General features: G+C 64.2%; 18 protein-coding genes and 1 tRNA gene. 8 read left to right on the top strand and 11 right to left on the bottom strand.

The window, feature by feature from the left end:
• Positions 1 to 121: 121 nt before the first annotated feature.
• The 4 genes from GEV39_RS06625 (at position 122) to GEV39_RS06610 (ending at position 5,016) form a co-directional block, all read left to right on the top strand.
• Entirely contained in the window at positions 122 to 1,048 is a 927-nt protein-coding gene (locus GEV39_RS06625) for a 4-hydroxyproline epimerase (RefSeq protein WP_173887933.1), read from the top strand.
• 45 nt (positions 1,049 to 1,093) lie between these two features.
• A complete protein-coding gene (locus GEV39_RS06620) occupies positions 1,094 to 2,041 on the top strand; it encodes a dihydrodipicolinate synthase family protein (protein WP_173887932.1) in 948 nt (315 codons plus the stop codon).
• Between the two features lie 147 nt (positions 2,042 to 2,188).
• On the top strand, positions 2,189 to 3,766 hold the full coding sequence (locus tag GEV39_RS06615) for an aldehyde dehydrogenase (NADP(+)) (protein ID WP_173887931.1): 1,578 nt from the start codon (positions 2,189 to 2,191) through the stop codon (positions 3,764 to 3,766).
• 2 nt (positions 3,767 to 3,768) lie between these two features.
• Entirely contained in the window at positions 3,769 to 5,016 is a 1,248-nt protein-coding gene (locus GEV39_RS06610; protein WP_173887930.1) for an NAD(P)/FAD-dependent oxidoreductase, read from the top strand.
• Between the two features lie 54 nt (positions 5,017 to 5,070).
• Here GEV39_RS06610 and xenA read toward each other — a convergent pair whose 3' ends face one another.
• On the bottom strand, positions 5,071 to 6,162 hold the full coding sequence (gene xenA, locus GEV39_RS06605) for a xenobiotic reductase XenA (RefSeq protein ID WP_029886570.1): 1,092 nt from the start codon (positions 6,160 to 6,162) through the stop codon (positions 5,071 to 5,073).
• Between the two features lie 49 nt (positions 6,163 to 6,211).
• Between xenA and GEV39_RS06600 the strand changes: the two genes are divergently transcribed.
• Complete coding sequence (locus tag GEV39_RS06600) at positions 6,212 to 6,547, top strand: ArsR/SmtB family transcription factor (RefSeq protein WP_173887929.1); 336 nt, start codon at positions 6,212 to 6,214, stop codon at positions 6,545 to 6,547.
• Positions 6,548 to 6,637: 90 nt separating this feature from the next.
• Here the strand turns inward: GEV39_RS06600 and mqo are convergent, their stop codons facing one another.
• Positions 6,638 to 8,275 (bottom strand): malate dehydrogenase (quinone), encoded by a 1,638-nt coding sequence (gene mqo, locus GEV39_RS06595; RefSeq protein WP_173887928.1) that lies wholly within the window; start codon positions 8,273 to 8,275, stop codon positions 6,638 to 6,640.
• A 333-nt stretch (positions 8,276 to 8,608) separates the two neighbouring features.
• Here mqo and GEV39_RS06590 point away from each other — a divergent pair, with 333 nt between their 5' ends.
• The 3 genes from GEV39_RS06590 to GEV39_RS06580 all read left to right on the top strand — a co-directional run bounded on the left by GEV39_RS06590 (position 8,609) and on the right by GEV39_RS06580 (position 12,792).
• Complete coding sequence (locus GEV39_RS06590) at positions 8,609 to 9,139, top strand: sigma-70 family RNA polymerase sigma factor (protein WP_173887927.1); 531 nt, start codon at positions 8,609 to 8,611, stop codon at positions 9,137 to 9,139.
• Between the two features lie 4 nt (positions 9,140 to 9,143).
• Positions 9,144 to 10,109, top strand: a complete 966-nt coding sequence (locus GEV39_RS06585; RefSeq protein WP_173887926.1) for a FecR domain-containing protein — start codon at positions 9,144 to 9,146, stop codon at positions 10,107 to 10,109.
• Positions 10,110 to 10,356: 247 nt separating this feature from the next.
• Positions 10,357 to 12,792: a TonB-dependent siderophore receptor gene (locus GEV39_RS06580; protein WP_173887925.1), complete on the top strand. Its 2,436-nt coding sequence runs from the start codon at positions 10,357 to 10,359 to the stop codon at positions 12,790 to 12,792.
• Positions 12,793 to 12,883: 91 nt separating this feature from the next.
• Here GEV39_RS06580 and GEV39_RS06575 read toward each other — a convergent pair whose 3' ends face one another.
• The 9 genes from GEV39_RS06575 to dapA form a co-directional block, all read right to left on the bottom strand.
• Entirely contained in the window at positions 12,884 to 13,075 is a 192-nt protein-coding gene (locus GEV39_RS06575; RefSeq protein WP_003254720.1) for a YhfL family protein, read from the bottom strand.
• A 113-nt stretch (positions 13,076 to 13,188) separates the two neighbouring features.
• Entirely contained in the window at positions 13,189 to 14,397 is a 1,209-nt protein-coding gene (locus GEV39_RS06570; protein ID WP_173887924.1) for a hypothetical protein, read from the bottom strand.
• A gap of 10 nt (positions 14,398 to 14,407) precedes the next feature.
• Positions 14,408 to 16,240 (bottom strand): hypothetical protein, encoded by a 1,833-nt coding sequence (locus tag GEV39_RS06565; protein WP_173887923.1) that lies wholly within the window; start codon positions 16,238 to 16,240, stop codon positions 14,408 to 14,410.
• A 7-nt stretch (positions 16,241 to 16,247) separates the two neighbouring features.
• On the bottom strand, positions 16,248 to 17,108 hold the full coding sequence (locus GEV39_RS06560; RefSeq protein ID WP_173887922.1) for an SH3 domain-containing protein: 861 nt from the start codon (positions 17,106 to 17,108) through the stop codon (positions 16,248 to 16,250).
• Between the two features lie 572 nt (positions 17,109 to 17,680).
• A tRNA-Ser gene (locus GEV39_RS06555) sits at positions 17,681 to 17,770 on the bottom strand.
• 91 nt (positions 17,771 to 17,861) lie between these two features.
• Positions 17,862 to 18,572, bottom strand: coding sequence for a phosphoribosylaminoimidazolesuccinocarboxamide synthase (gene purC, locus GEV39_RS06550; RefSeq protein WP_004375217.1), 711 nt, complete (start codon positions 18,570 to 18,572; stop codon positions 17,862 to 17,864).
• Positions 18,573 to 18,602: 30 nt separating this feature from the next.
• Entirely contained in the window at positions 18,603 to 19,361 is a 759-nt protein-coding gene (locus GEV39_RS06545) for an MBL fold metallo-hydrolase (RefSeq protein WP_009682009.1), read from the bottom strand.
• Positions 19,362 to 20,483, bottom strand: coding sequence for an NlpB/DapX family lipoprotein (gene bamC, locus GEV39_RS06540; protein WP_173887921.1), 1,122 nt, complete (start codon positions 20,481 to 20,483; stop codon positions 19,362 to 19,364).
• A 15-nt stretch (positions 20,484 to 20,498) separates the two neighbouring features.
• Entirely contained in the window at positions 20,499 to 21,386 is an 888-nt protein-coding gene (gene dapA, locus GEV39_RS06535; RefSeq protein WP_173887920.1) for a 4-hydroxy-tetrahydrodipicolinate synthase, read from the bottom strand.
• Positions 21,387 to 21,477: the final 91 nt, after the last annotated feature.

The raw sequence follows: 21,477 nt of genomic DNA, 5'->3' as shown, positions 1-21,477 counted from the left end.
TGAGGCGCATGCAATAGCAATACCCCAGAGGCCAATGCAATACCTGTGGGAGCTGGCTTGCCGGCGATGAGGCCCAGCCTATACAGCACAAGACCCTGCAGATCAAAGAATGGACGAGCCCATGAAACAGATTCACGTCATCGACTCCCACACCGGCGGCGAACCTACCCGCCTGGTGATGAAAGGTTTCCCGCAATTGTACGGCCGCAGCATGGCCGAGCAGCGCGACGAACTGCGCGAGCTGCACGACCCGTGGCGCCGCGCCTGCCTGCTGGAGCCACGCGGCAACGATGTGCTGGTGGGCGCGCTGTACTGCCCGCCAGTGTCTGCCGACGCCACCTGCGGGGTGATCTTCTTCAACAACGCCGGTTACCTGAACATGTGCGGCCACGGCACCATCGGCCTGGTCGCTTCGCTGCAGCACCTGGGCCTGATCGCACCCGGCGTGCACAAGATCGACACCCCGGTCGGCCAGGTCAGCGCCACCTTGCATGAAGACGGCGCCGTCACTGTCGCCAACGTGCCCGCCTACCGCTACCGCCAGCACGTGGCGGTGGACGTGCCCGGGCACGGCGTGGTGCATGGCGACATCGCCTGGGGTGGCAACTGGTTCTTCCTGGTTGCCGAACACGGCCAGCGCATTGAACTGGATAACCGCGAGGCCCTGACCGCGTACACCTGGGCCATGCTCAACGCCCTGCAAGCGCAAGGCATTACCGGCGAGCATGGCGCGCCCATCGACCACGTCGAGCTGTTTGCCGACGACGCCAACGCCGACAGCCGCAACTTCGTGATGTGCCCCGGCAAGGCCTACGACCGCTCGCCCTGCGGCACCGGCACCAGCGCCAAGCTGGCCTGCCTGGCGGCCGACGGCAAGCTGGCCGAGGGCCAGACCTGGGTGCAGGCCAGCATCACCGGCAGCCAGTTCCAGGGCCGCTACCAGCGCGACGGCGAGCGGATTCGCCCGTTCATCACCGGCCGCGCCTACATGACCGCCGACAGCATCCTGCTGATCGACGAACAGGACCCATTCGCCTGGGGCATCTGAGCCCCCGGCTTTTGACCCACCCGAATTTCGCCAGGAGTAACTTGCATGAACAACAACATCTTCACCGGCACCATGCCCGCCCTGATGACCCCTTGCACCGCCGAGCGCAAGCCGGACTTCGACGCGCTGGTGCGCAAAGGCCGTGAACTGATCGAGGCCGGCATGAGCGCCGTGGTGTACTGCGGCTCGATGGGCGACTGGCCGCTGCTGACCGAGGCCGAGCGCCAGGAAGGCGTGGCTCGCCTTGTGGGCGCCGGCATCCCGACCATCGTCGGCACTGGCGCGGTGAACACCCGCGAGGCGGTGGCGCATGCCGCCCACGCCGCCAAGGTTGGCGCCGCCGGGCTGATGGTCATCCCCCGCGTGCTTAGCCGCGGCGCCTCGCTGATCGCGCAAAAACACCACTTCTCGGCCATTCTCGCCGCGGCACCGAAGCTGCCGGCCGTGATCTACAACAGCCCCTACTACGGCTTTGCCACCCGCGCCGACCTGTTCTTCGAACTGCGCAGCGCATACCCCAACCTGATCGGTTTCAAAGAGTTCGGCGGTGGCGCCGACCTGCGCTACGCCGCCGAACACATCACCTCCAAGGACGACGACGTGACCCTGATGGTCGGCGTCGATACCCAGGTGGTGCATGGCTTCGTCAACTGCAACGCCACCGGTGCCATCACCGGCATCGGCAACGCCCTGCCGCGTGAAGTGCTGCAACTGGTAAGCCTGAGCAAGCAGGCGGCCAAGGGCGACGCCCGCGCCCGCCGCCTGGCGCGTGAGCTGGAAGCGGCGTTGGCGGTGCTGTCGTCGTTCGATGAAGGCTGCGACCTGGTGCTGTACTACAAGCATTTGATGGTGCTCAACGGCGATCGCGAATACAGCCTGCATTTCAACGAGACCGACGCCCTGACCGACGCCCAGCGCAACTATGCCGAGCAGCAGTACGCCCTGTTCCGCACCTGGTACGCCAGCTGGTCGGCCGAGCAGAACCTGGCCTGATCCAGCGGCCCCTGTGGGAGCGGGCATGCCCGCGAAGTAAACGCCGCGGTGCATGGCACCGGCTTCGCCGGTGTTCGCGGGCGCGGCCGCTCCCACAGGGTAAGCAGTACACCCTTGCTATTGCATGTGATTTCCCAAGGAGGCTCCATGACCCTGACAGGCAACCTGCTCATCGGCCAGACGCCGGTAACCGGCAGCCGCGAAGCCATCCAGGCGGTCAACCCGGCCACCGGCCAGGTACTGCAACCCGCCTACCTCGGCGGCACCGGCGAACACGTAGCCCAGGCCTGTGCCCTGGCCTGGGCGGCGTTCGATGCCTACCGCGAAACCTCGCTCGAACAACGGGCCCACTTTCTCGAAACCATCGCCGCGCAGATCGAAGCGCTGGGCGATGCCCTGATCGACCGGGCCGTGGCCGAAACCGGCCTGCCCAAGGCGCGCATCCAGGGCGAACGCGGCCGAACCTGCACCCAGCTGCGCACCTTCGCCCGCGTGGTTCGGGCCGGCGAATGGCTGGACGTGCGGGTCGACAACGCCCTGCCCGAACGCCAGCCGTTGCCACGCGCCGACCTGCGCCAGCGCCAGGTGGCCCTGGGGCCGGTGGCTGTGTTCGGCGCCAGCAATTTCCCGCTGGCGTTCTCGGTGGCCGGTGGCGATACCGCCTCGGCCCTGGCCGCTGGCTGCCCGGTAGTGGTCAAGGCCCACGGCGCTCACCCCGGCACCAGCGAGCTGGTCGGCCAGGCGGTGGCACAAGCGGTGAAGTTGTGTGGCCTGCCGGCCGGGGTGTTCTCGTTGCTGTACGGTGCTGGCCGCGAAGTCGGCATCGCACTGGTCAGCGACCCGCGCATCAAGGCGGTTGGCTTCACCGGCTCGCGCAGCGGTGGGGTGGCCTTGTGCCAGGCGGCACAGGCGCGCCCGGAACCCATCCCGGTGTACGCCGAGATGAGTTCGATCAACCCGGTATTCCTGTTCGATGCCGCGCTGCAGGCGCGCGCCGAGGCACTGGCGCAAGGTTTCGTCGCCTCGCTGACCCAGGGTGCAGGCCAGTTCTGCACCAACCCCGGCCTGGTGATCGCCCGCCAGGGGCCGGCACTGCAGCGTTTTATCAGCGCCGCCAGCGAGCACGTGCACCAAGCCGCAGCGCAGACCATGCTCACAGCAGGCATCTTCAGCGCCTACCAGAACGGTGTCGACGCCCTGGCACACAACCCCAACGCGCAGGCGGCCGCCAACGGCCAGGTCGGCCAGGGCCCCAACCAGTGCCAGGCGCATCTGTTCGTCACCCAGGCCGAAGCGTTCCTGGCCGACCCTGCGTTGCAAGCCGAAGTGTTCGGCGCGGCATCGTTGGTCGTGGCCTGCGCCAGCGATGAGCAGGTACGCCAGGTGGCCGAACACCTGGAAGGCCAGCTGACCGCCACCCTGCAACTGGATGAGGCCGACATCGCCAGCGCACGCGCGCTGCTGCCAACCCTTGAGCGCAAGGCCGGGCGCATCCTGGTCAACGGCTGGCCGACCGGTGTCGAGGTGTGTGACGCAATGGTGCATGGCGGCCCGTTCCCGGCCACCACCGATGCGCGCACCACTTCGGTGGGTACAGCGGCGATCCTGCGTTTCCTGCGCCCAGTGTGCTACCAGGACTTCCCCGATGCGCTGCTGCCACAGGCCCTGCAACAGGCCAACCCGCTGCAACTGCGGCGCCTGCTGGACGGTAAACGGGAAGGCTGAACATGCACGAAACCGCTGAAACCGATATCGCCGTGGTGGGCGCCGGCATCGTCGGCGTCGCCTGCGCCCTGCAACTGGCCCGTCAGGGCCGCCGGGTCACCTTGCTCGACCGCCAGGCGCCCGGCCATGGCGCCTCGTTCGGCAATGCCGGGCACCTGGCGACCGAGCAAGTGTTCCCGATTGCCGACCTGTCGATCCTCAAGCGCCTGCCACGCATGCTGCTCGACCCCATGGGCCCGCTGCGGCTGGACTGGAAGTACCTGCCCAAGGCCATGCCGTGGTTCACCCGGCTGCTGCTTAACCTGCGCCCGGCGCCGTTCCAGCGCAGCGTGGCCGGCATTCGTCGGTTGAACGAAGCCAGCCTGGGGGCCTGGCAACAGCTGCTGGGCTCGATCGGGCGCAGCGAGCTGTTCCACGAAGCAGGCTCGCTGCTGGTGTTCGAGCGCCCCGAATCACGGCAGGCGCTGGCGGCGTTGCAGGCGCGCCTGCAACAACAGGCCGTGCCCGTGGATTACTGGTCGGCACACGCCGTACGCGCAGCCGCGCCCCAGTTGAGCCAGGCGTTGCTTGGCGGGTTGTTTTTCCCCAACACCGGGCATTTCATCGACCCCTACCGGGTGGTCTGCGCGTTGTTCGAGGCGGCCAAGGCCAGCGGCGTGCGCTTTGTACAAGCGCAGGTGGAGGGTGGCCACCTGCACAGCGGCGGGGTCAGCCTGGCCAGCGCCCAGGGCACGTTCAACGCCCGCCAGGTGCTGCTCAGTTGCGGTGCGCATTCGGCACGGCTCACCGCGGCCCTGACCGGCAAACGGGTGCCGCTGGACACCGAGCGTGGCTACCACCTGATGCTGCCTGGCGAACACCAGCGCCTGCCCTTTGCGGTCACTTCGCTGGAGCGCAAGTTCATCATGACCCCCATGGCCGAAGGCCTGCGCCTGGCTGGCACGGTAGAGTTCGCCGGGCTGGAGGCGCCGCCGAGCATGCAGCGGGCGTGGCAGTTGCACCGCTTGAGCAAAGGCTTGTTTCAGCAGGAGCTGAGTGTTGAAGGCGCCACGCCGTGGATGGGCTTTCGGCCTTCGCTGCCGGATTCACTGCCGGTGATCGACCGTGTGTGTGACGGGCGGGTGCTGTTGGCCTTCGGGCACCAACACCTGGGGTTGACCCAGGCGGCGGTCACGGCGCAATGGGTGGGGCGTTTGGCTGAGCGGGCTGGCGGGGCCGAGCTGGCGGCTTACCGGCTGGGCCGTTTTTAGGCCCAGCGGGCCGCTGGGCGGCCCAGCCGCCACGCAGCCCGCACAGAGCGTGTCTCAGCGATAACGCTCAAGCCAGTGCGCATAAGGCGCTGGCAAGGTCCAGGAGGCTTTTTCCACCCCCAACTCCTTGGCCGCAAAGTAGGCCCAGTGCGGGTCGGCCAAGTGCGCGCGGCCTACCGACACCAGGTCCAGCTGGTTGGCCTGCAATGCCGCTTCGGCCAGCTGCGGGGTACCGAAACCCCACGCCGACGTCACCGGCAGCTTGGCCTCACGGCGCACACGTTCGGCAATCGGCCCCATGAACGCCGGGCCCCATGGGATGTTGGTATCAGGGATGGTAAAGCCGACACTCACGCTCAGCAGGTCCAGGCCACCAGCCTTGAACCGCCGCGCCAACTCGATCGACTCTTCCAGGGTCTGCTCATCACGGCCGTCGTATTCCAGCACGCCAAAACGCGCCGTCAGCGGCAGGTTTTCTGGCCACACTTCACGTACTGCCGCCAGGGTTTCCAGCAGGAAGCGGCTGCGGTTGTCGAAACTGCCACCGTAGGCATCGGTACGCTTGTTGGAATGCTCGGAGAAGAAGCTCTGCCCCAGGTAGCCGTGGGCAAAGTGCAGCTCGATCCACTCGAAGCCGGCATCGCGTGCACGGCGGGCGGCATCGACGAAGTCCTGCTTGACCCGGGCGATGTCGTCCAGGGTCATGGCACGCGGCACTTTGGGCAGGTGTGCACCAAAGGCAATGGCCGACGGGGCAATGGTTTCCCAGCCGCGGGCATCGTCGGCGGCAATATGGTCGTCACCTTCCCAGGGCCGGTTGGCGCTGGCCTTGCGCCCGGCGTGGGCGATCTGAATGCCCGGTACGGAACCTGCTGCCTTGATCGCCTGTACCACCGGTACGAACGCCTGGGCATGGGCGTCGCTCCAGATGCCAGCGCAGCCGGGGGTGATGCGGCCTTCCGGTGCCACCGCCGTGGCTTCGACCACCAGCAAGCCGGCACCGCCCCGGGCCATGCCGGCCAGGTGCACATGGTGCCAGTCGTTGATCATGCCGTCCTCGGCCATGTACTGGCACATTGGCGGAATGGCAATGCGGTTGCGCAGGGTGACGTCCTTGAGGGTGTAAGGTTGGAACAACGCGGACATGGGAAACTCCCGGGCTATATGGATACGATTGTTCGATCATAATCGAACTATGGCAATAATGGAAACCCCCGGTATCATGCGCAGCATGCGAGCCTATAAACATCCCAACCCTGAAGACCTGGTGCTGGAGCGCCTGCTGTACGCCCTGAGCGACCCCGTGCGCATGGGCATCGTGCGCCAGCTGGCCGGTGTGGCCGAAGCCACGTGCGGCGAACTGGACGGCGGCCGGCCCAAGTCGAGCATGTCCCACCACTTTCGCGTCTTGCGTGATGCAGGATTGGTGCATACCCGCAATGTGGGCACAACCCATATGAATTCGCTGCGCAGCGAAATGCTGGAGGCCCGCTTCCCGGGGTTGCTGGCGTGCATTCTGCGCCAGCAGTAATACCTGCCCTGCGCCGCAAACAGCCCCAAACAGGCAACAAAAAAGCCACGAGGTCACCCCCGTGGCTTTCGGTCACAACCTGGCCGCCAATTACAGCGCCATGTCGTTCTCTGGCTTGCTTTCAACCGGTTGGCTTGGCGCAACGGTGGTACCGACGCTGGCGTCGATCACCGGTGGCTTCTCCAGTTGCAGTACTTCAGCGGTGTAGTTCCACTCTTTCTGGGTGGCCGCTGCCGAATCATTGAGCTTGGTGCCGTAGCTCGGAACGATCTGCTTGATCTTGGCCTGCCACTCTGGGGTAGCGACCTTCTCCTTGAACACGGTTTCCAGCACGTTGAGCATGATCGGCGCAGCGGTCGAAGCACCTGGCGAGGCGCCCAGCAGGCCTGCGATGGTGCGGTCTTCGGAGGCCACCACTTCGGTACCCAGCTTCAGCACACCGCCCTTCTCGGCATCACGCTTGATGATCTGCACGCGCTGGCCGGCCTGCCACAGTTTCCAGTCCTCCTTCTTGGCGTTCGGGAAGTAGGTGCGCAGGGCTTCGAAGCGGTCGTCGTCAGACAGCATCAGCTGGCCAGCGAGGTACTCCACCAGCGGGTACTGCTCGATACCGACCTTGGTCATCGGCCACACGTTGTGGGGGGTGGTGGTGCTCAGCAGGTCCAGGTACGAACCGTTCTTCAGGAACTTGGTCGAGAAGGTGGCGAACGGGCCAAACAGGACCACGCGCTTGCCGTCCAGCACGCGGGTGTCCAGGTGCGGTACCGACATGGGTGGCGCGCCGGTCGAAGCAATACCGTAGGCCTTGGCCATGTGCTGCATGGCCACGGTCGGGTTCTCGGTGACCAGGAACGAGCCACCCACCGGGAAGCCTGCGTATTCCTTGGCTTCTGGAATGCCCGACTTCTGCAGCAGCTTCAGGGCACCACCGCCGGCACCGATGAACAGGAACTTGGCGTCGGTGGCCGACTCGGTGCCGTCCTTCAGGTTCTTGTACTCGACGTGCCAGGAGCCGTCCTTGTTGCGGGTGATGTCCTGCACTTCGCTGGACAGCTTCAGGTCGAAGCCTTTCTGAGTTTGCAGGTGGCCAACGAACTGGCGGGTGATCTCGCCGAAGTTCACGTCGGTGCCGATTGGCGTCCAGGTCACGGCCAGCTTCTGGTTCGGGTCGCGGCCTTCCATCATCAGCGGGACCCACTTGGCGATCTGCGCGTGGTCCTCGGAGTACTGCATCGGGCGGAACAGCGGGCTGGCCTGCAGCGCGTCGTAACGCTTCTTCAGGAACTTGATGTTGTCATCGCCCCAGACGAAGCTCATGTGCGGGGTGGTGTTGATGAACGAATGCGGGTTCTTCAGCACGCCCTGGCGGACCTGCCACGACCAGAACTGACGGGAAATCTGGAAGGCCTCGTTGATTTCGATGGCCTTGGCGATATTGATGTTGCCGTCTTTGTCTTCCGGGGTGTAGTTCAGCTCGGCAAGCGCCGAGTGGCCGGTACCGGCGTTGTTCCAGCCGTTGGAGCTTTCTTCGGCCACGCCGTCCAGGCGCTCGACCATTTCCATCGACCAGCTTGGCTCCAGCTCGTGCAGCCACACGGCCAGGGTGGAGCTCATGATGCCGCCGCCGACCAGCAGTACGTCGACTTTCTTGGTTTCTGCGGCGTGCGCTTGCATGCAGCTTGCAGCGACAGCCAGACCCAGCAAGGTCTTGCCAGCTTTCTTGAACATTGATCAATTCCAGTCATAAGAACAGAGGGAGGGCCTGTGGCTGGCCCAAGTAAAGCGTGTTCTTCAGCGCAGGCTTGTTATTGATCATTGTTCAGCAGCTAGAGAACGAGAAAACGACCCTGCCTTTTGTCGAATTGACTGACTTGGCTGAATCGTTTTGCCGATTGTACTTGAAATGCCTGCACAAACAAATTGCAGCCCTTTACGTCAAGGCGGCAGGTTGTCCCATGGCGCGCAGGCAAAACATCTTCCCGATTGCAGTATTGCGCCGACAGCCCTACTATTGCGATCATTTCTCATTCGCACCCTTTCGCGCTCGCGCCGGATGCCGCCGTGGTTTCGATACCCGAGTTGAATCACCCGCTTCATCGCCTGTACCACAGCCATTCGCGCTGGCTGCTCGGCTTTTTGTACCGCCGGCTGGGTTGCCGCTGCGATGCCGCCGACCTGGTTCAGGACACCTTCGTGCGGATGCTCAAACGCCCGCTGCCGCAGGGTGGCGAGCGTGGCCAGCGCTCGTACCTGGCGACCATCGCCCGCGGCCTGTGCGTGGACCACTGGCGCCGGCAGAAGCTGGAGCACGCCTGGTTACAGTACCTGGCCCTGCAGCCCGAGGCCGTGCAGCCCTCCCCCGAACAACGCGCGATCATCGTCGAAACCCTGCACGAGGTAGATGCCATGCTGCTGCGCTTGCCGGGCAAGGTGCGCCAGGCGTTCCTGTTGGCGCAGATAGACGGCCTGGCCTACCGCGACATTGCCGCCCACCTGGGCGTGAGCGAACGCATGATCAAGAAGTACCTGGCCCAGGCGTTTCTGCACTGCGCCATTCTGGAAGCCGAACTTGACGGCTTGGTGGTGGAGTAACGGCATGACCGCACCCACGCACACGCTCAGCCACGCCAGCCTGCAGCAGGCCGCCCACTGGTACGTGCAACTGCAGGACGAACATGCCACCCCTCAGTTGCACCAGCAATGGCTGCACTGGCTGCAGCAGCACAGCGACCATCAGGCGGCCTGGCACTATGTGCAGCGGGTGGGCCAGCGCTTTGCCCCACTACAGGGCGAAGGGGCGGCGGCCAGCCAGGCATTGCGCCAGCAGGACGCGCGCCGCTTCAGCCGGCGCAGCGGGCTTAAGTCGCTGCTGGTACTGGGCGCGGGCTCGCTGCTGGGCTGGCGGGCCTGGCAAGGCGCACCACTGGCGGGTTGGGGGGCAGACCTGGCCACTGGTATCGGTGAAATCCGCGAAACCCGCCTGGCCGATGGCAGCCAACTGTGGCTGGCCGCACAAAGTGCCGTGGACCTACAGTTCACCCCGCTTAGCCGGGTGTTGGCGCTGCGCTTCGGCGAACTGCTGATGGAAACCGCCCACGACCCGCGTCGCCCCTTCTTCGTCGACACCGCGCAAGGGCGCATGCAGGCGCTGGGAACCCGCTTTGCGGTGTGCCAGCAAGGCGCGAACACTAGGCTGAATGTGTATGCCGGCGCCGTGGAGGTGTGCACCGCGCTCAGCGGTGAGCGCTGCATCGTGCAGGCTGGCCAGCAGGTGGATTTCAGTGCCGAAGGTATCGGCAGCACCCGCCCGGCACAAAGCGCAGGTGAGTCGTGGATTCACCACCGCCTGAATGCCGAAGACATGCCCTTGGCGCATTTGCTGCAAACGCTCGGGCGCTATCGCCATGGGCACCTGGGCTGGCACCCGGAGGTGGCGACGTTGTCGGTGATGGGGGCGTTTGCGCTCAACGATACCGACCGGGCGCTGGAATTGCTGCAAGCGGCACTGCCGGTGCGGGTGCAGCGGCTGACGCCGTGGTGGGTCACAGTCGAGCCGGCTTGATACCTGAACACCTTTGAAACCAGCGCCTTGCATCGCGCTGGATTCTTCGCGGGCATGCCCGCTCCCACAGAGACAGGGTGAACTCGAAGCCGGCGCAGTACCTGTGGGAGCGGGCGAGCCCGCGAAGCAGGCGACGCGGTGTTCATCAGTAATGAAAATTAATGCCAAGCCAGTTCCCTTTTTCCAATCGCGTTCGGTTAACCCGGCATAGCCCGTCCAACTCACCTTACCGACTCCAGAGACCCGCATGCCGACGCCCTTCCAACCCATACTTCGCCTGGCGCTTGCCGCGCCCCTTTCGCTGTGTGCCGCCGCACCGCTGATGTTGCCGGCCAACCCGGCGCATGCCGAACAGCCCGCCGAAACCCGCTTCGATATCGCCGCCGGCTCGCTCGCCAGCGCCCTCAACCAGTTCAGCAGCCAGGCCGGCATCTACCTGGCCGGCAGCAACGAGCTGGCCGCCGGCAAGCTCAGCCAGGGCCTGCAAGGCCGCTACAGCGTGGCCCAGGGCCTGGCCCGCCTGCTACAGGGCAGCGGCTTGCAAGCGGTTGCACAAGGCAACGCCGGCTATGTGCTGCAACCGCAGGCCGAGGGCAACGCCCTGCAACTGGACGCTACCTCGATCAATGCAGCCACCCTGCTGGTCAGCAACGGCCAGAGCGACACGGGTTACCGTGCGGTCGCCAGCAGCACGGCCAGTAAGACCAGCAGCGCCCTGGCCGATACCCCACGCTCTGTCTCGGTGGTGACCCGCCAGCGCCTGGACGACCAGCAGTCACAAACCCTCACCGAAGTGCTGGGCTATGTGCCGGGCATTTTCTCGCCGCCCTTCGCCGGCGGCGATGGCCAGGCCGGCGACCTGTTCTTCATCCGCGGCTTCAACGCTACCGATTACGGTTATGGCCTGCTGCGCGACGGCCTGCGGGTACAGGGCAACCGCTACGACACCAGCAGCGAACCCTATGGCCTGGAGCGGGTGGAAGTGTTCCGCGGGCCGACTTCGATCCTGTACGGTGAAAACGCCCCCGGCGGCGTGGTCAACCTGGTCACCAAGCAGCCCACCGCCGAGCCCCGCGGGGAAGTGCAACTGAGCTACGGCTCGCACAACCGCCGCCAGCTGGGCGTGGACATTTCCGGGCCATTGACCGATGCGGGCAATGTACTGGGCCGCCTGGTGATGCTGGGCCGCAACGCCGACACCCAGGTCGACCACCAGCCCGACGACCGCCTGTACCTTGCCCCCTCGCTGACGCTGAATTTCGATGATGACAACAGCCTGACCGTGCTGGCCACCTATCAGCGCGACCGCACCCTGATGGAGCTGGGCTTCCCCGCCGCCGGTACCCTGCTGCACAACCCCAACGGCAAGATCGACAAGGACCAGTTGTCCGGCAACCCGGACTGGGACAACTTCGAGCGGGAAACCTGGAGCCTGGGTTACGCGTTCAGCCACCGCTTCAACGACACCTGGCAGTTCCGCCAGAACTCGCGCTACCTGCAGTCGCGCATCGACCGCCAGGAAATGTGGCCAGGCAACCTGAACGACAACGGCTTCGGCAGTACCCTCGGCAACACGGCCTACGACCGCTATAACAAGTCCATCGCCTACTCGCTGGACAACCAGTTCGAAGGCCACTTCACCCCCGGCGCCTTCGACCACACCGTGCTGGCAGGGCTGAGCCTGGACCGCACCTCATTCAACCAGGACTGGAATGCCGGCAACGGCGGCACCATCAACGTATTCGCGCCGGTCTGGAACGGCAAGCCGAGTACGCCGACGCCTGTGCAGAATGCCCTGCTGGAACAGACCATGTACGGCCTCTATAGCCAGCTGCAAACCAAGGTCGACCGGTGGGTGCTGCTGCTGGGCGGGCGCCTGGACCGGGTCAACAGCCAGTACCGCAACAAGGCAGGCACCCTCAACGCCGCGGCCGACATGAACAGCTGGGACAGCAAGTTCACCTGGCAAACCGGCGTGATGTACCAGTTCGACAATGGCCTGTCACCGTACGCCAGCTATGCCACCGCCTTCGCCCCGATCCAGCAGACCGAAAGCAGAAGCGGCCCACTCGACCCCACCACCAGCGAGCAGTACGAACTCGGCATCAAGTACGAACCCAAGGGCTGGAACACCGCCGTTACCGCATCGGTGTTCGACCTGCGCAAAAAGGACGATGTGCTCTACGACGCGGCCGTGGGTGACTACCGTCAGATCGGCGCCAGCCGCGCCAAGGGTGTGGAGCTTGAACTGAACAGCGACCTCAGCGAGCACGTCAACCTGACGGCCGCCTACACCTACACCGATTCGCGCATTACCAAGGACGTGGCAGGGTCGTTGTACGAAGACCACCAGATGACCGGCGTGCCGCGCAACCAGGCATCGGTATGGGGCACCTACCGCTGGCGTGACGGGCTGCTCAAGGGCCTGCAGCTTGGCGGCGGGGTGCGCCACTTCGACAGCACCTTCGCCTACACCCCGGCCAGCCTGTACGGCACGCTGGATACGGGTGACGTAACCTTGGTAGACGCCAAGGTAGGCTACGAGATAGACGACAACTGGTCGGTAGAGGTGAACGCGCGCAACCTGTTCGACAAAGAATACGTGGCAGGCTGCAATAACGCCGGGCGCTGCTACTGGGGTGAAGAGCGCACCTTGCTCGGCACCGTCTCGCTGCGCTGGTAACCCTTGCCGGGAAAACAAAAACCCCCGGCCATTTGCATGACCGGGGGCCTTGGATCACGCCGCAAGGGGCGCGATCAGGGTACCGCCAAGATTACTGCTGCTGAGGCAGTTTATCGATCGGGCCGCAGCCACCGATGATCTTGGAGATGGAAACCGAAGGGTGGAACAGGTAGTCGTAGGTGCAGTTTTTCGGTTGGTTGTAGACCTGGCCAGTGCAACCCGACAGCAGGGCAACACCCGAAACGACAGCAACGGCTACAGTGGCCTTGAACAGCTTTTTCATTACTAAGTCCTTTGAATGAAACATTTGCGGCCATCGTCTGATGGCGGCGGGATGATACAGAAACTGAGCATTGGATCCAAGTCGCAGGGTCTTAAATGCTCAGCCCTTCCCCATCAATCGGTTTCCAGCTGGTACGCCTTGCTCACAAACACCGCCGCGAACAGGCTCTTGCCTTCCTTGAAGGTGTAGGTTTCCTCGAACTTGCCGTCTTCGACCAGCTTCTGCCCGATGGCACATTCGGAGTCGCTGTGGTTCTTCGCCTTCGCGCCGAAATCACTGCTCCACGATGACAGCCCCACATCCTGGCAGAATGCCGCGAACTTGGCCTTGGGAACCCGCTGCTGGTAATCGTTGAACGCCTGCTTGAGCGGCTTGAAGCCGCTGTAGCTCAAGGTGTAGTTCTCGACCTTGGCCTTGCGGGCAAAGGCGCTCACCGCCTCCGCCAGCACCGCCTGGCCGGAATACGCGCTGTAGGCGCCGATCACCATGGCACTCAGGGCGCTCTTGAGCTGGGTTTCAACATCGTCGAGCTCCGGCAGCGACTGGAACTCGGCCTTGCGCACGATCTCACCGACCTTGGAGCCGTCGTTGCGGTGGGTAACCACGAACGTCATCGAACCTTCACCGTCGCTGGAGCGCTTGATGGTGAAGTCCAGGTCGACCGTGGTACCAAACTCGCCGGTACTGCTCACCAAGAAGGCACCGGTCACCGGCTGGCGCACGGCCATGTTGGCCCCCCAGTTGAAACTCGACGGGGCGGCGCGCCCGTTGGCGAGTAGCTCGGCCCGTGGCTGGATCTCGTCGCTGACATCGGCCACCAACACCACCTCGGCGCCCTTGGTGGCCACGAACGGGTTGCCCATTTGCATGCCCAGCAACTGCACATGGATGCTGCCGTCCTTGCTGTCCCCGTCATGGGCCAGCTTCAGCGCATCTGCCTTCAGGTACACGCCGGCCACATCACGGCTGGCGTTGAGCTGGTACTTGGCCCAACCGGCCAGGCCTTCCTCAGCCGAACCGCCCTGCACCGATTCCATCAGGCCTGACAGGCCGCGCATGAACTGCTGAGCCCCGTTGGTCTGTGCAGCGGCCACGCGGATCTCCGGGTCGGCCACGGTCAGGTTGCCGGAAAACGCCGAGTAGGAAATGTCGCCCTCGGACAAGACGTCTTCCAGGAAGTAGCGCTCCTTGAAGTCGTCGTAGTAGGCCATCGCAGCCTTCTTGCCCGAGCTGGAAAGCAGGGCATAGCCACCGCCAAGCACCAGCACCGCTGCGGCCACACCGCCCATCAGCAGCTGCTTCTTGTTCATCTGTTTGATCATGGTGTTTGCCTCACTGGACCATGGCGGAAGCGTTGTTCCAGTCGTTCACGTACTGTTGGGAGACCTCGGGGGTCCAGCTGAAATCGATGCCGGCGTTGGGGAATTCCTTGGCCAGTACGGCACCGAACGACACGCGGTCGGCACAGTGCTCCTGCTTGCACGCCTCTGGCTCGCCGGCGCTGTAGGCGCGGTAGGTGGGCACCGCGCGGCCGTCGTCCAGCGGGTAGTACGGCGTGGCGTTGGCCACTTGGGTTACGTACCAGCCCTCGCCGTATTCCTCGTCCGCGACCAGGCGGCCTTTGCTCGGGAAATCGATGGTGTAGAAGTCGCCCTGCTTGCCGGTCACATGCACCATCATCGTCGCCACAGTGGCCGAGGTCGCCGGGTTCTGCTGCTCCAGTGGCGACGCGAAGCGCACCTTGATGCCGGCCATCTGCGCCAGTGCCTCGGTTTCACGCCCCTTGAACTCGCTCATGCCGTCCTGCAGCTGTTGGTAGCGCTCCAGCACACGGGTGTGCACGCGCGCCAGTTCCTGCTGGCGCTGGCGCTGCTCGCGCTGGCGCTGCTGCTCACGCTGTACCGCCCAGTTGGCACCGTCGCGCACATCGAAGAACAGGCCTTGGCGGTTGATGCCGATGCGGTTACGGGTGATCTTCTGCGCGTCATTGCCCCAAAGGCTGTTGGTGATGGCCGAAATGTCCTTGACGATCAACAGGGTGGCCACATCAGTGGTGGACGGCGAGGCGGTCTTGACCAGGTCGAAGATCTCCAGCGCGGCCTCCTTGTACTTGGCCGGGTCCAGGGCAAATGATTCGTCCGGGGTGACCGCCACGTAGTACGGGTCGCTGCCGAACGGGCGCAACACGCCATAGCTGGAACGGCTAAAGGTCAGGTACACCTTCATTTGCCGGCTGGGGATTTCACCCACCAGGAATGCGGCCTGGTCTGCGTCGGCAGTCAGGTAGGCAACCGCTTTGTCCTTCACTGCGGCCTCAAGGCGCTTGGTGAAGATCAGGCCACTGGGGTGGGCATAGACCTTGTCCCAGTTATCGCCACGATAGGTACCCACCGCTTTCCAGCTGATTCTGTCGAAGCTGCCTTGGCCAAAGCCGGAGGCCGGGCACGGCATGGCCGGGGTGGTGCCGAACGACAGGGTGTCGCCTGCGCCGATGATCGATTTGCTCAGCACCCATTTGCAGCCGGCGCCGTCGGTTACCTGCATCAGGTTGGGGTTTGCCAGGACCACCGGGCGGCCAAAGTCCGAGCTGGGGGCTGCGGCCACTGCTGGGGCTGGGGCCGCGGCGGGTGGTGCAGCAGGGGCTTGGGCGGGTGCAGCAGGCGCTGGTTCTGCGGCTACGGCGGGCGCCGGTGCCGGTTGTGCCGGCGCAGGGGCGGGTTCGGCGGCTGCGGGGGCCTCTGCCGCGGCAGGGGCAGGTGCCTGCTCCGCTGCCGGTGCCGCCGCCGGTTCCGGTGCAGCAGGCGCCGGGGCGGCAACGGCAGGTGCAGCAGCCAGGGTCACCAGCCCCAGGTTGCTGGCGTTGCCCGAGCCGCTGGCGTACAGCTTGCCGTTGCCATCGACTGCCTTCCAACTCACCTTGGCGCTGGAGCAGTCCTTGGCGAACACGAACGGCAGTTTGCTAAGCAGGCCAGTCAGCAGTTCCTGGTTATCCCAGGCTGGGCGGCTAATGGTCAGGTCGACCTGGGGTTTGCACCAGGTGCTGGCGTCGCCAGGCACTTCGACCTTGATGTTGTCTTTCTTGGAATAGGCCAGCTCATGGGCGAACGCTTGCGGTACCAGACCACAAGCGCCGACCACAGCCAACGCGAGCGCGTGCTTTTTCATGGAGTCCTCAGATCAGTTCCCAGGTGCCGTTGGCTTGTTTGCAGAAGGTGTTCTGCTCTTGTTCGGTCTTCCCGTTTTGCGCCTTCAGGCTGACGGTGACCGGGCGGCAGGCCGCTTCGGCGGCAACGGTCTGGGTGGGCAGCGACTGCACCGAGTCCAGGTCGAAGGCTTGGGTTTCCTTGCTGGCGGCGACGTCCAGCTCGTCCAGGTTTACCGCCGGGGTCACGCGCTTGGCCACGGCCTGCGCCTTGGGCTCCACGTAGTCCTTGTGCACGTAGCCCACGGTCACCCCCTTGCGCCCGACCAGGATCCAGTCGCCGGTGGCGCCCACTGCGGTGAACTCGGTGTGGTTCTTCAGGCTGCCGACCTTCTCGCCAGAGGCGTTCGGCGCGGCGCGTACGTTCAGGTTGTCGCTGGTGGTCACATACGGTTCGTTGATCAGCTTCATCGAAGGCACGGCCTGGATCTTGGGCGCGCGCTTGACCTCGACCTGCTTGGTCTTGGTGTATTCCTTGCCTGGCACGATCTGCGCGCTGGCACCAGAGTGGTCGGACTTCCAGGTCACGGGCTGGGCGCTGGCCGTAACCTGTTGCTGGCTCAGTACTTCCTGGGTGCGCAGCGCCAGGGCCTGCTGGTCCTTCTCATCGAGCATATTGCCGATGCGGTTGCCGACGTAGGCGCCAATACCACCCGCGATCAGCGCGGCGGCAATCTTGCCGTTGCCACTGCCCAGGGTCGAACCGATGGCCACACCGGCCAGGCCACCGATCACCGTGCCCGCTTGCTCTTTGCTGATCCCGAGCTGTGCACAGGCCGTGGTAGAAGCGATGGCGACCGCCAGAAGGGACGCGACGAATTTCTTACGCAAGTGGAGCACTCCATTTTCGATGGGGCGCACAGCCGCGTGCCGCAGCCAATGGCAGGCGGCAGCAGGCGAAGGTGTGCGGGGATTTCAGAGAAGGCGCAGCACTGGTCGCGAGCGGCAATTCAGCCGCCCGGCGCGGGGCAAAAAGGAAGACCAGTACGGCGCGAAGCATCCAACGAATCCATGTCAGAAAAAGTCACCGCCCAGCGCGCGTAATCATTACGGCGTTTGGCCTGGGCGTGAGTGGCATAAGTAGAGGGCTGCATTGTAGCCCAAGGTGCTATTGGCAGTTCAAGACAAAATGTTGCGGTCCTCAGCGTCGGCTGGCCCGGCCCCTTCGCGGGCACGCCCGCTCCCACAGGTTTGTGCCCATCTCGGGTGCGGCACCGTACCTGTGGGAGCGGGCGTGCCCGCGAAGGGGCCGGCCCGGCAAACACGATTCCAGGGCAATAAAAACACTGCCCACCGACACCATCACACAACCATTTTGCCTATGGCTACACTGTCCCAAACCACCAAAACGACGAAGCCCCCGAAAACTTCAACGTTTTCGGGGGCTTCGGCTACTTCGCGTATGGCGGAGAGATAGGGATTTGAACCCTAGGTACTGTTGCCAGTACAACGGATTTCGAATCCGTCCCGTTCGACCACTCCGGCATCTCTCCAATGCCGCGCATCATACCAGCGTTCTTTTAAAACGCAAACCTTTTTTTAAAAAAAATCGCGTGGTATCAGGCGCTTGCGTGAACGCACCGCTTACAGCGGCACGCCCAGGCGCTTGGCAACTTCTTCGTAGGCTTCGATTACGTCGCCCAGGCCCTGGCGGAAGCGGTCCTTGTCCATCTTCTTGCGGGTTTCTTTGTCCCACAGGCGGCAACCGTCTGGGCTGAACTCGTCACCCAGCACGATCTGGCCGTGGAATACGCCGAACTCCAGTTTGAAGTCGACCAGCAGCAGGCCGGCGTCATCGAACAGCTTGCTCAGCACTTCGTTGACCTTCAACGACAGCTTTTTCATTTCTGCCAGCTGCTCGGCGGTGCCCCAGCCGAACGCGACAACGTGGGACTCGTTGATGAACGGGTCGCCCTTCTCGTCGTTTTTCAGGAACAGCTCGAAGGTGGAGGGCTCCAGCTTGATGCCCTCTTCAACGCCCAGGCGCTTGACCAAGCTGCCGGCCGCGTAGTTACGCACTACGCATTCGACCGGGATCATGTCCAGCTTCTTGACCAGGCACTCGTTGTCGCCCAGCAGCTTGTCGAACTGGGTCGGCACGCCGGCTTCTTCCAGCTTTTGCATGATGAAGGCGTTGAACTTGTTGTTCACCATGCCTTTACGGTCGAGCTGTTCGATGCGCTTGCCGTCGAACGCCGACGTGTCGTTACGGAACAGCAGGATCAAGCGGTCGGCGTCATCGGTCTTGTAAACCGATTTGGCCTTGCCGCGGTAGAGTTCGTCGCGTTTTTCCATGATTGGGCTCCGCTTGCTTGAGGTGTTGGGCTAGGCGATTTCGCGCCAGTCGAGCCCGTGTTCCTGATTCGCCACCTGGAGCCAGTCCGGGTCGCACCCGAGGGTGTCGACAAAGCACTGGCGCGCCAGATGTGGCAGGTTGTTCTTGCTGCTGAGGTGGGCCAGCACCAAGTGCTGCAGGTTGTTCCAGCCCAACTCGTGCACCAGGCGCGCGGCCTGGTGATTGTTCAAATGCCCTTGCATGCCCCCTACCCGCCGCTTCAAGAACGCCGGGTAGTGACCGCGCGCCAGCAGGTCGCGGCAGTGGTTGGCCTCGATCAGCAGTGCATCCAGGCCTTGGTAGCGTTCCAGCAACAGCGCGTCGTACGAGCCCAGGTCGGTGAGCATGCCAAAACGGCGCTTGCCGTCACTGACCACATATTGCAAGGGCTCGTAGGCGTCGTGCTCTACCCGCGCGGCGTTCACTTGCAGGCTGCCGATATGCAGGCTTTGGCCACAGGCGAGAAAACCGGCCACCTCCACCGGTTTGCGCATGCCGCGCAAGGTGCCTTGGCTGAGGTAGACCGGTACATTGTAGCGCCGTGACAGCAAGCCGACCCCATGCACGTGGTCGGCATGTTCGTGGGTGACCAGCACAGCGCTCAGTTGCGCCGGCGAAACCCCGAGCAGCGCCAGGCGCCGCTCCGTTTCGCGCAGGGAAAACCCGCAATCGACCAGGATGAACGTGTCACCACTGGCGATCAGCGTGCCGTTCCCTTGGCTGCCGCTTCCGAGTACCGCGAAGCGCACTTAGCCCAGGTGGTCCTGAATGGCGCTCAGCACACGGCGGGCGACATCGGGCGGCGCCACGGTGTTGATGTTTTTCTCGACGGTGACCTGCACGCTTTCACCCACCTTGCTCAGGCGGACCTGGTAGCGCTCGGCACGGGCTTCACGCTCTTCCTTGGTGGGCTCGCTGCCGAACAGGCGACCGAAGAAGCCAGGCTGGTTCTGCTTGTCTTCAGGCTTTTCCGACAGGTTGATGTAGTACAGGCCCAGGCTGCGGTTGATATCTTCGACACGCCACTGGCCACCCTGCTCCAGGGCTCGGCCCACACCCGACCAGGCGCGGTCCAGGTCGGAGCCCAGGTAGAGTACCGGGTTACCGCTGCCGTCCTCGCTCAGGCTGACGCGGCTTGGCGCGTCGAAATCACGCGCAGCCAGCAGCGACACCGAACCGCCCTTCTCGGCGCTGCGGTTCATGCTGGCCAGCATTTCGTCGACCAGCAGGGCATCGGCGCCGGTATTGGCGGAGGTGGACGGGAACGCAGGCTCGGCGGTGCTGCCGGCCGGGCGCTCGACGCTGACCACATACACCTCGGAGGTGTTGCGTTGCACGCCAGGCTCCATGCGCACACGTACGCGCACTTCGCTGTCACCGCTGCTGGCAGTGCTGGCCAGGCGCTGGCCAAGCGATGCCGACAGCTCGTCGAAGCGCTGCCAGCTGGTGTTGAATTCACCGGTCTGCGGGCGCTCTTCGTCGATACGGAAGCCGTTGTCCTCGAAGAACTGGCGGGCCACCGGCCACACCTCGGCCGGTGAGTGCTGGGCCAGCACCCAACGGCTGCTGCCGCTGCGCTGCAGGCTGTAGTCGGTGACCTGGCCAGCGCCACCGGTCAACGGTTGCGGCCGCGGCACTTCGTACTCGCCTGTGACGGTGTCGTCGGCGACGTTACGCGGAATTGGCAACAGCGGGTCGAGCCGCTTGACGTTGCTGGCGTCCGGCGGCAGCTGCATGGGCGCGGTAGGGTGCGCCTGCAGGTAGTCGCTGCCGCGGTCGCGGAAATAGCCATCCTCGCCCCACAGCCAGCCACACCCACTGGTGCTGGAGATAATCAGGGCAAGGGCAGAAAGACCAGCCAGTCGCTTCATGCGGTGTACTTCCTCTTAAACCAGTACGCCGGACTGGCGCAAGGCAGTACGGACTTTGTCGTGGCAACCTTCGCTGAGCCAGGTCAGCGGCAGGCGGATACCCTTTTTCATCAGGCCCATTTCAACGAGCGCCCACTTCACCGGGATGGGGTTGGCTTCGCAGAACAGCTCTTTGTGCAGTGGCATGAGTTTTTCGTTGATAGCGCGGGCCTTCTCGGCATCGCCCGCAAGGGCGGCCTCGCACATATGGGCCATTTCGCGCGGGGCGACGTTGGCGGTGACGGAGATGTTGCCCTTGCCGCCCATCAGGATCAACTCGACAGCGGTCGGGTCATCGCCAGACATGACGATGAAATCGCTGCTGACGCCCTCCAGGATGGCCTTGGCACGGGCCAGGTCGCCGGTGGCTTCCTTGATACCGATGATGTTCGGCACAGTCGACAGGCGGATCACGGTCTCGGCCTGCATGTCGCAGGAGGTGCGGCCCGGCACGTTGTAGAGGATCTGCGGGATGTCGACGGCTTCGGCAATGTGCTTGAAGTGCTGGTACAGGCCTTCTTGCGTTGGCTTGTTGTAGTACGGCACCACCAGCAGGCAGGCATCGGCGCCGGCATTCTTGGCGTTCTGGGTCAGGTGCACGGCTTCGGCAGTGGAGTTGGCACCGGTACCGGCGATGACCGGGATGGGCTTGTTGCTGCGCTTGACGCGCTCGACCACATGCTTGATGACCAGGATGTGCTCTTCGACATCGAGCGTGGCCGACTCACCGGTGGTGCCGACAGCGACGATCGCATGGGTGCCGTTTTCCAGGTGGAAGTCTACAAGTTTGTCGAGGCTGCCCCAGTCAACACGCCCTTGTGCATCCATGGGTGTGACCAATGCCACCATACTGCCCGCAATCATGTAACTGCTCCTGCCGGAAAAAGAGAGCGGTAATGGTACTGGGGGCATCGGCCTTGCACAAGCGAAGCAGGCGGGCGGAGCATTCCCCTCG

It is taken from the genome of Pseudomonas sp. NY5710 (assembly GCF_013305665.1).
Classification (GTDB): Bacteria; Pseudomonadota; Gammaproteobacteria; order Pseudomonadales; family Pseudomonadaceae; genus Aquipseudomonas; species Aquipseudomonas juntendi.
Note: the sequence above shows the minus strand (reverse complement) of the source record. Positions and strands in the feature narration are given on the sequence as shown.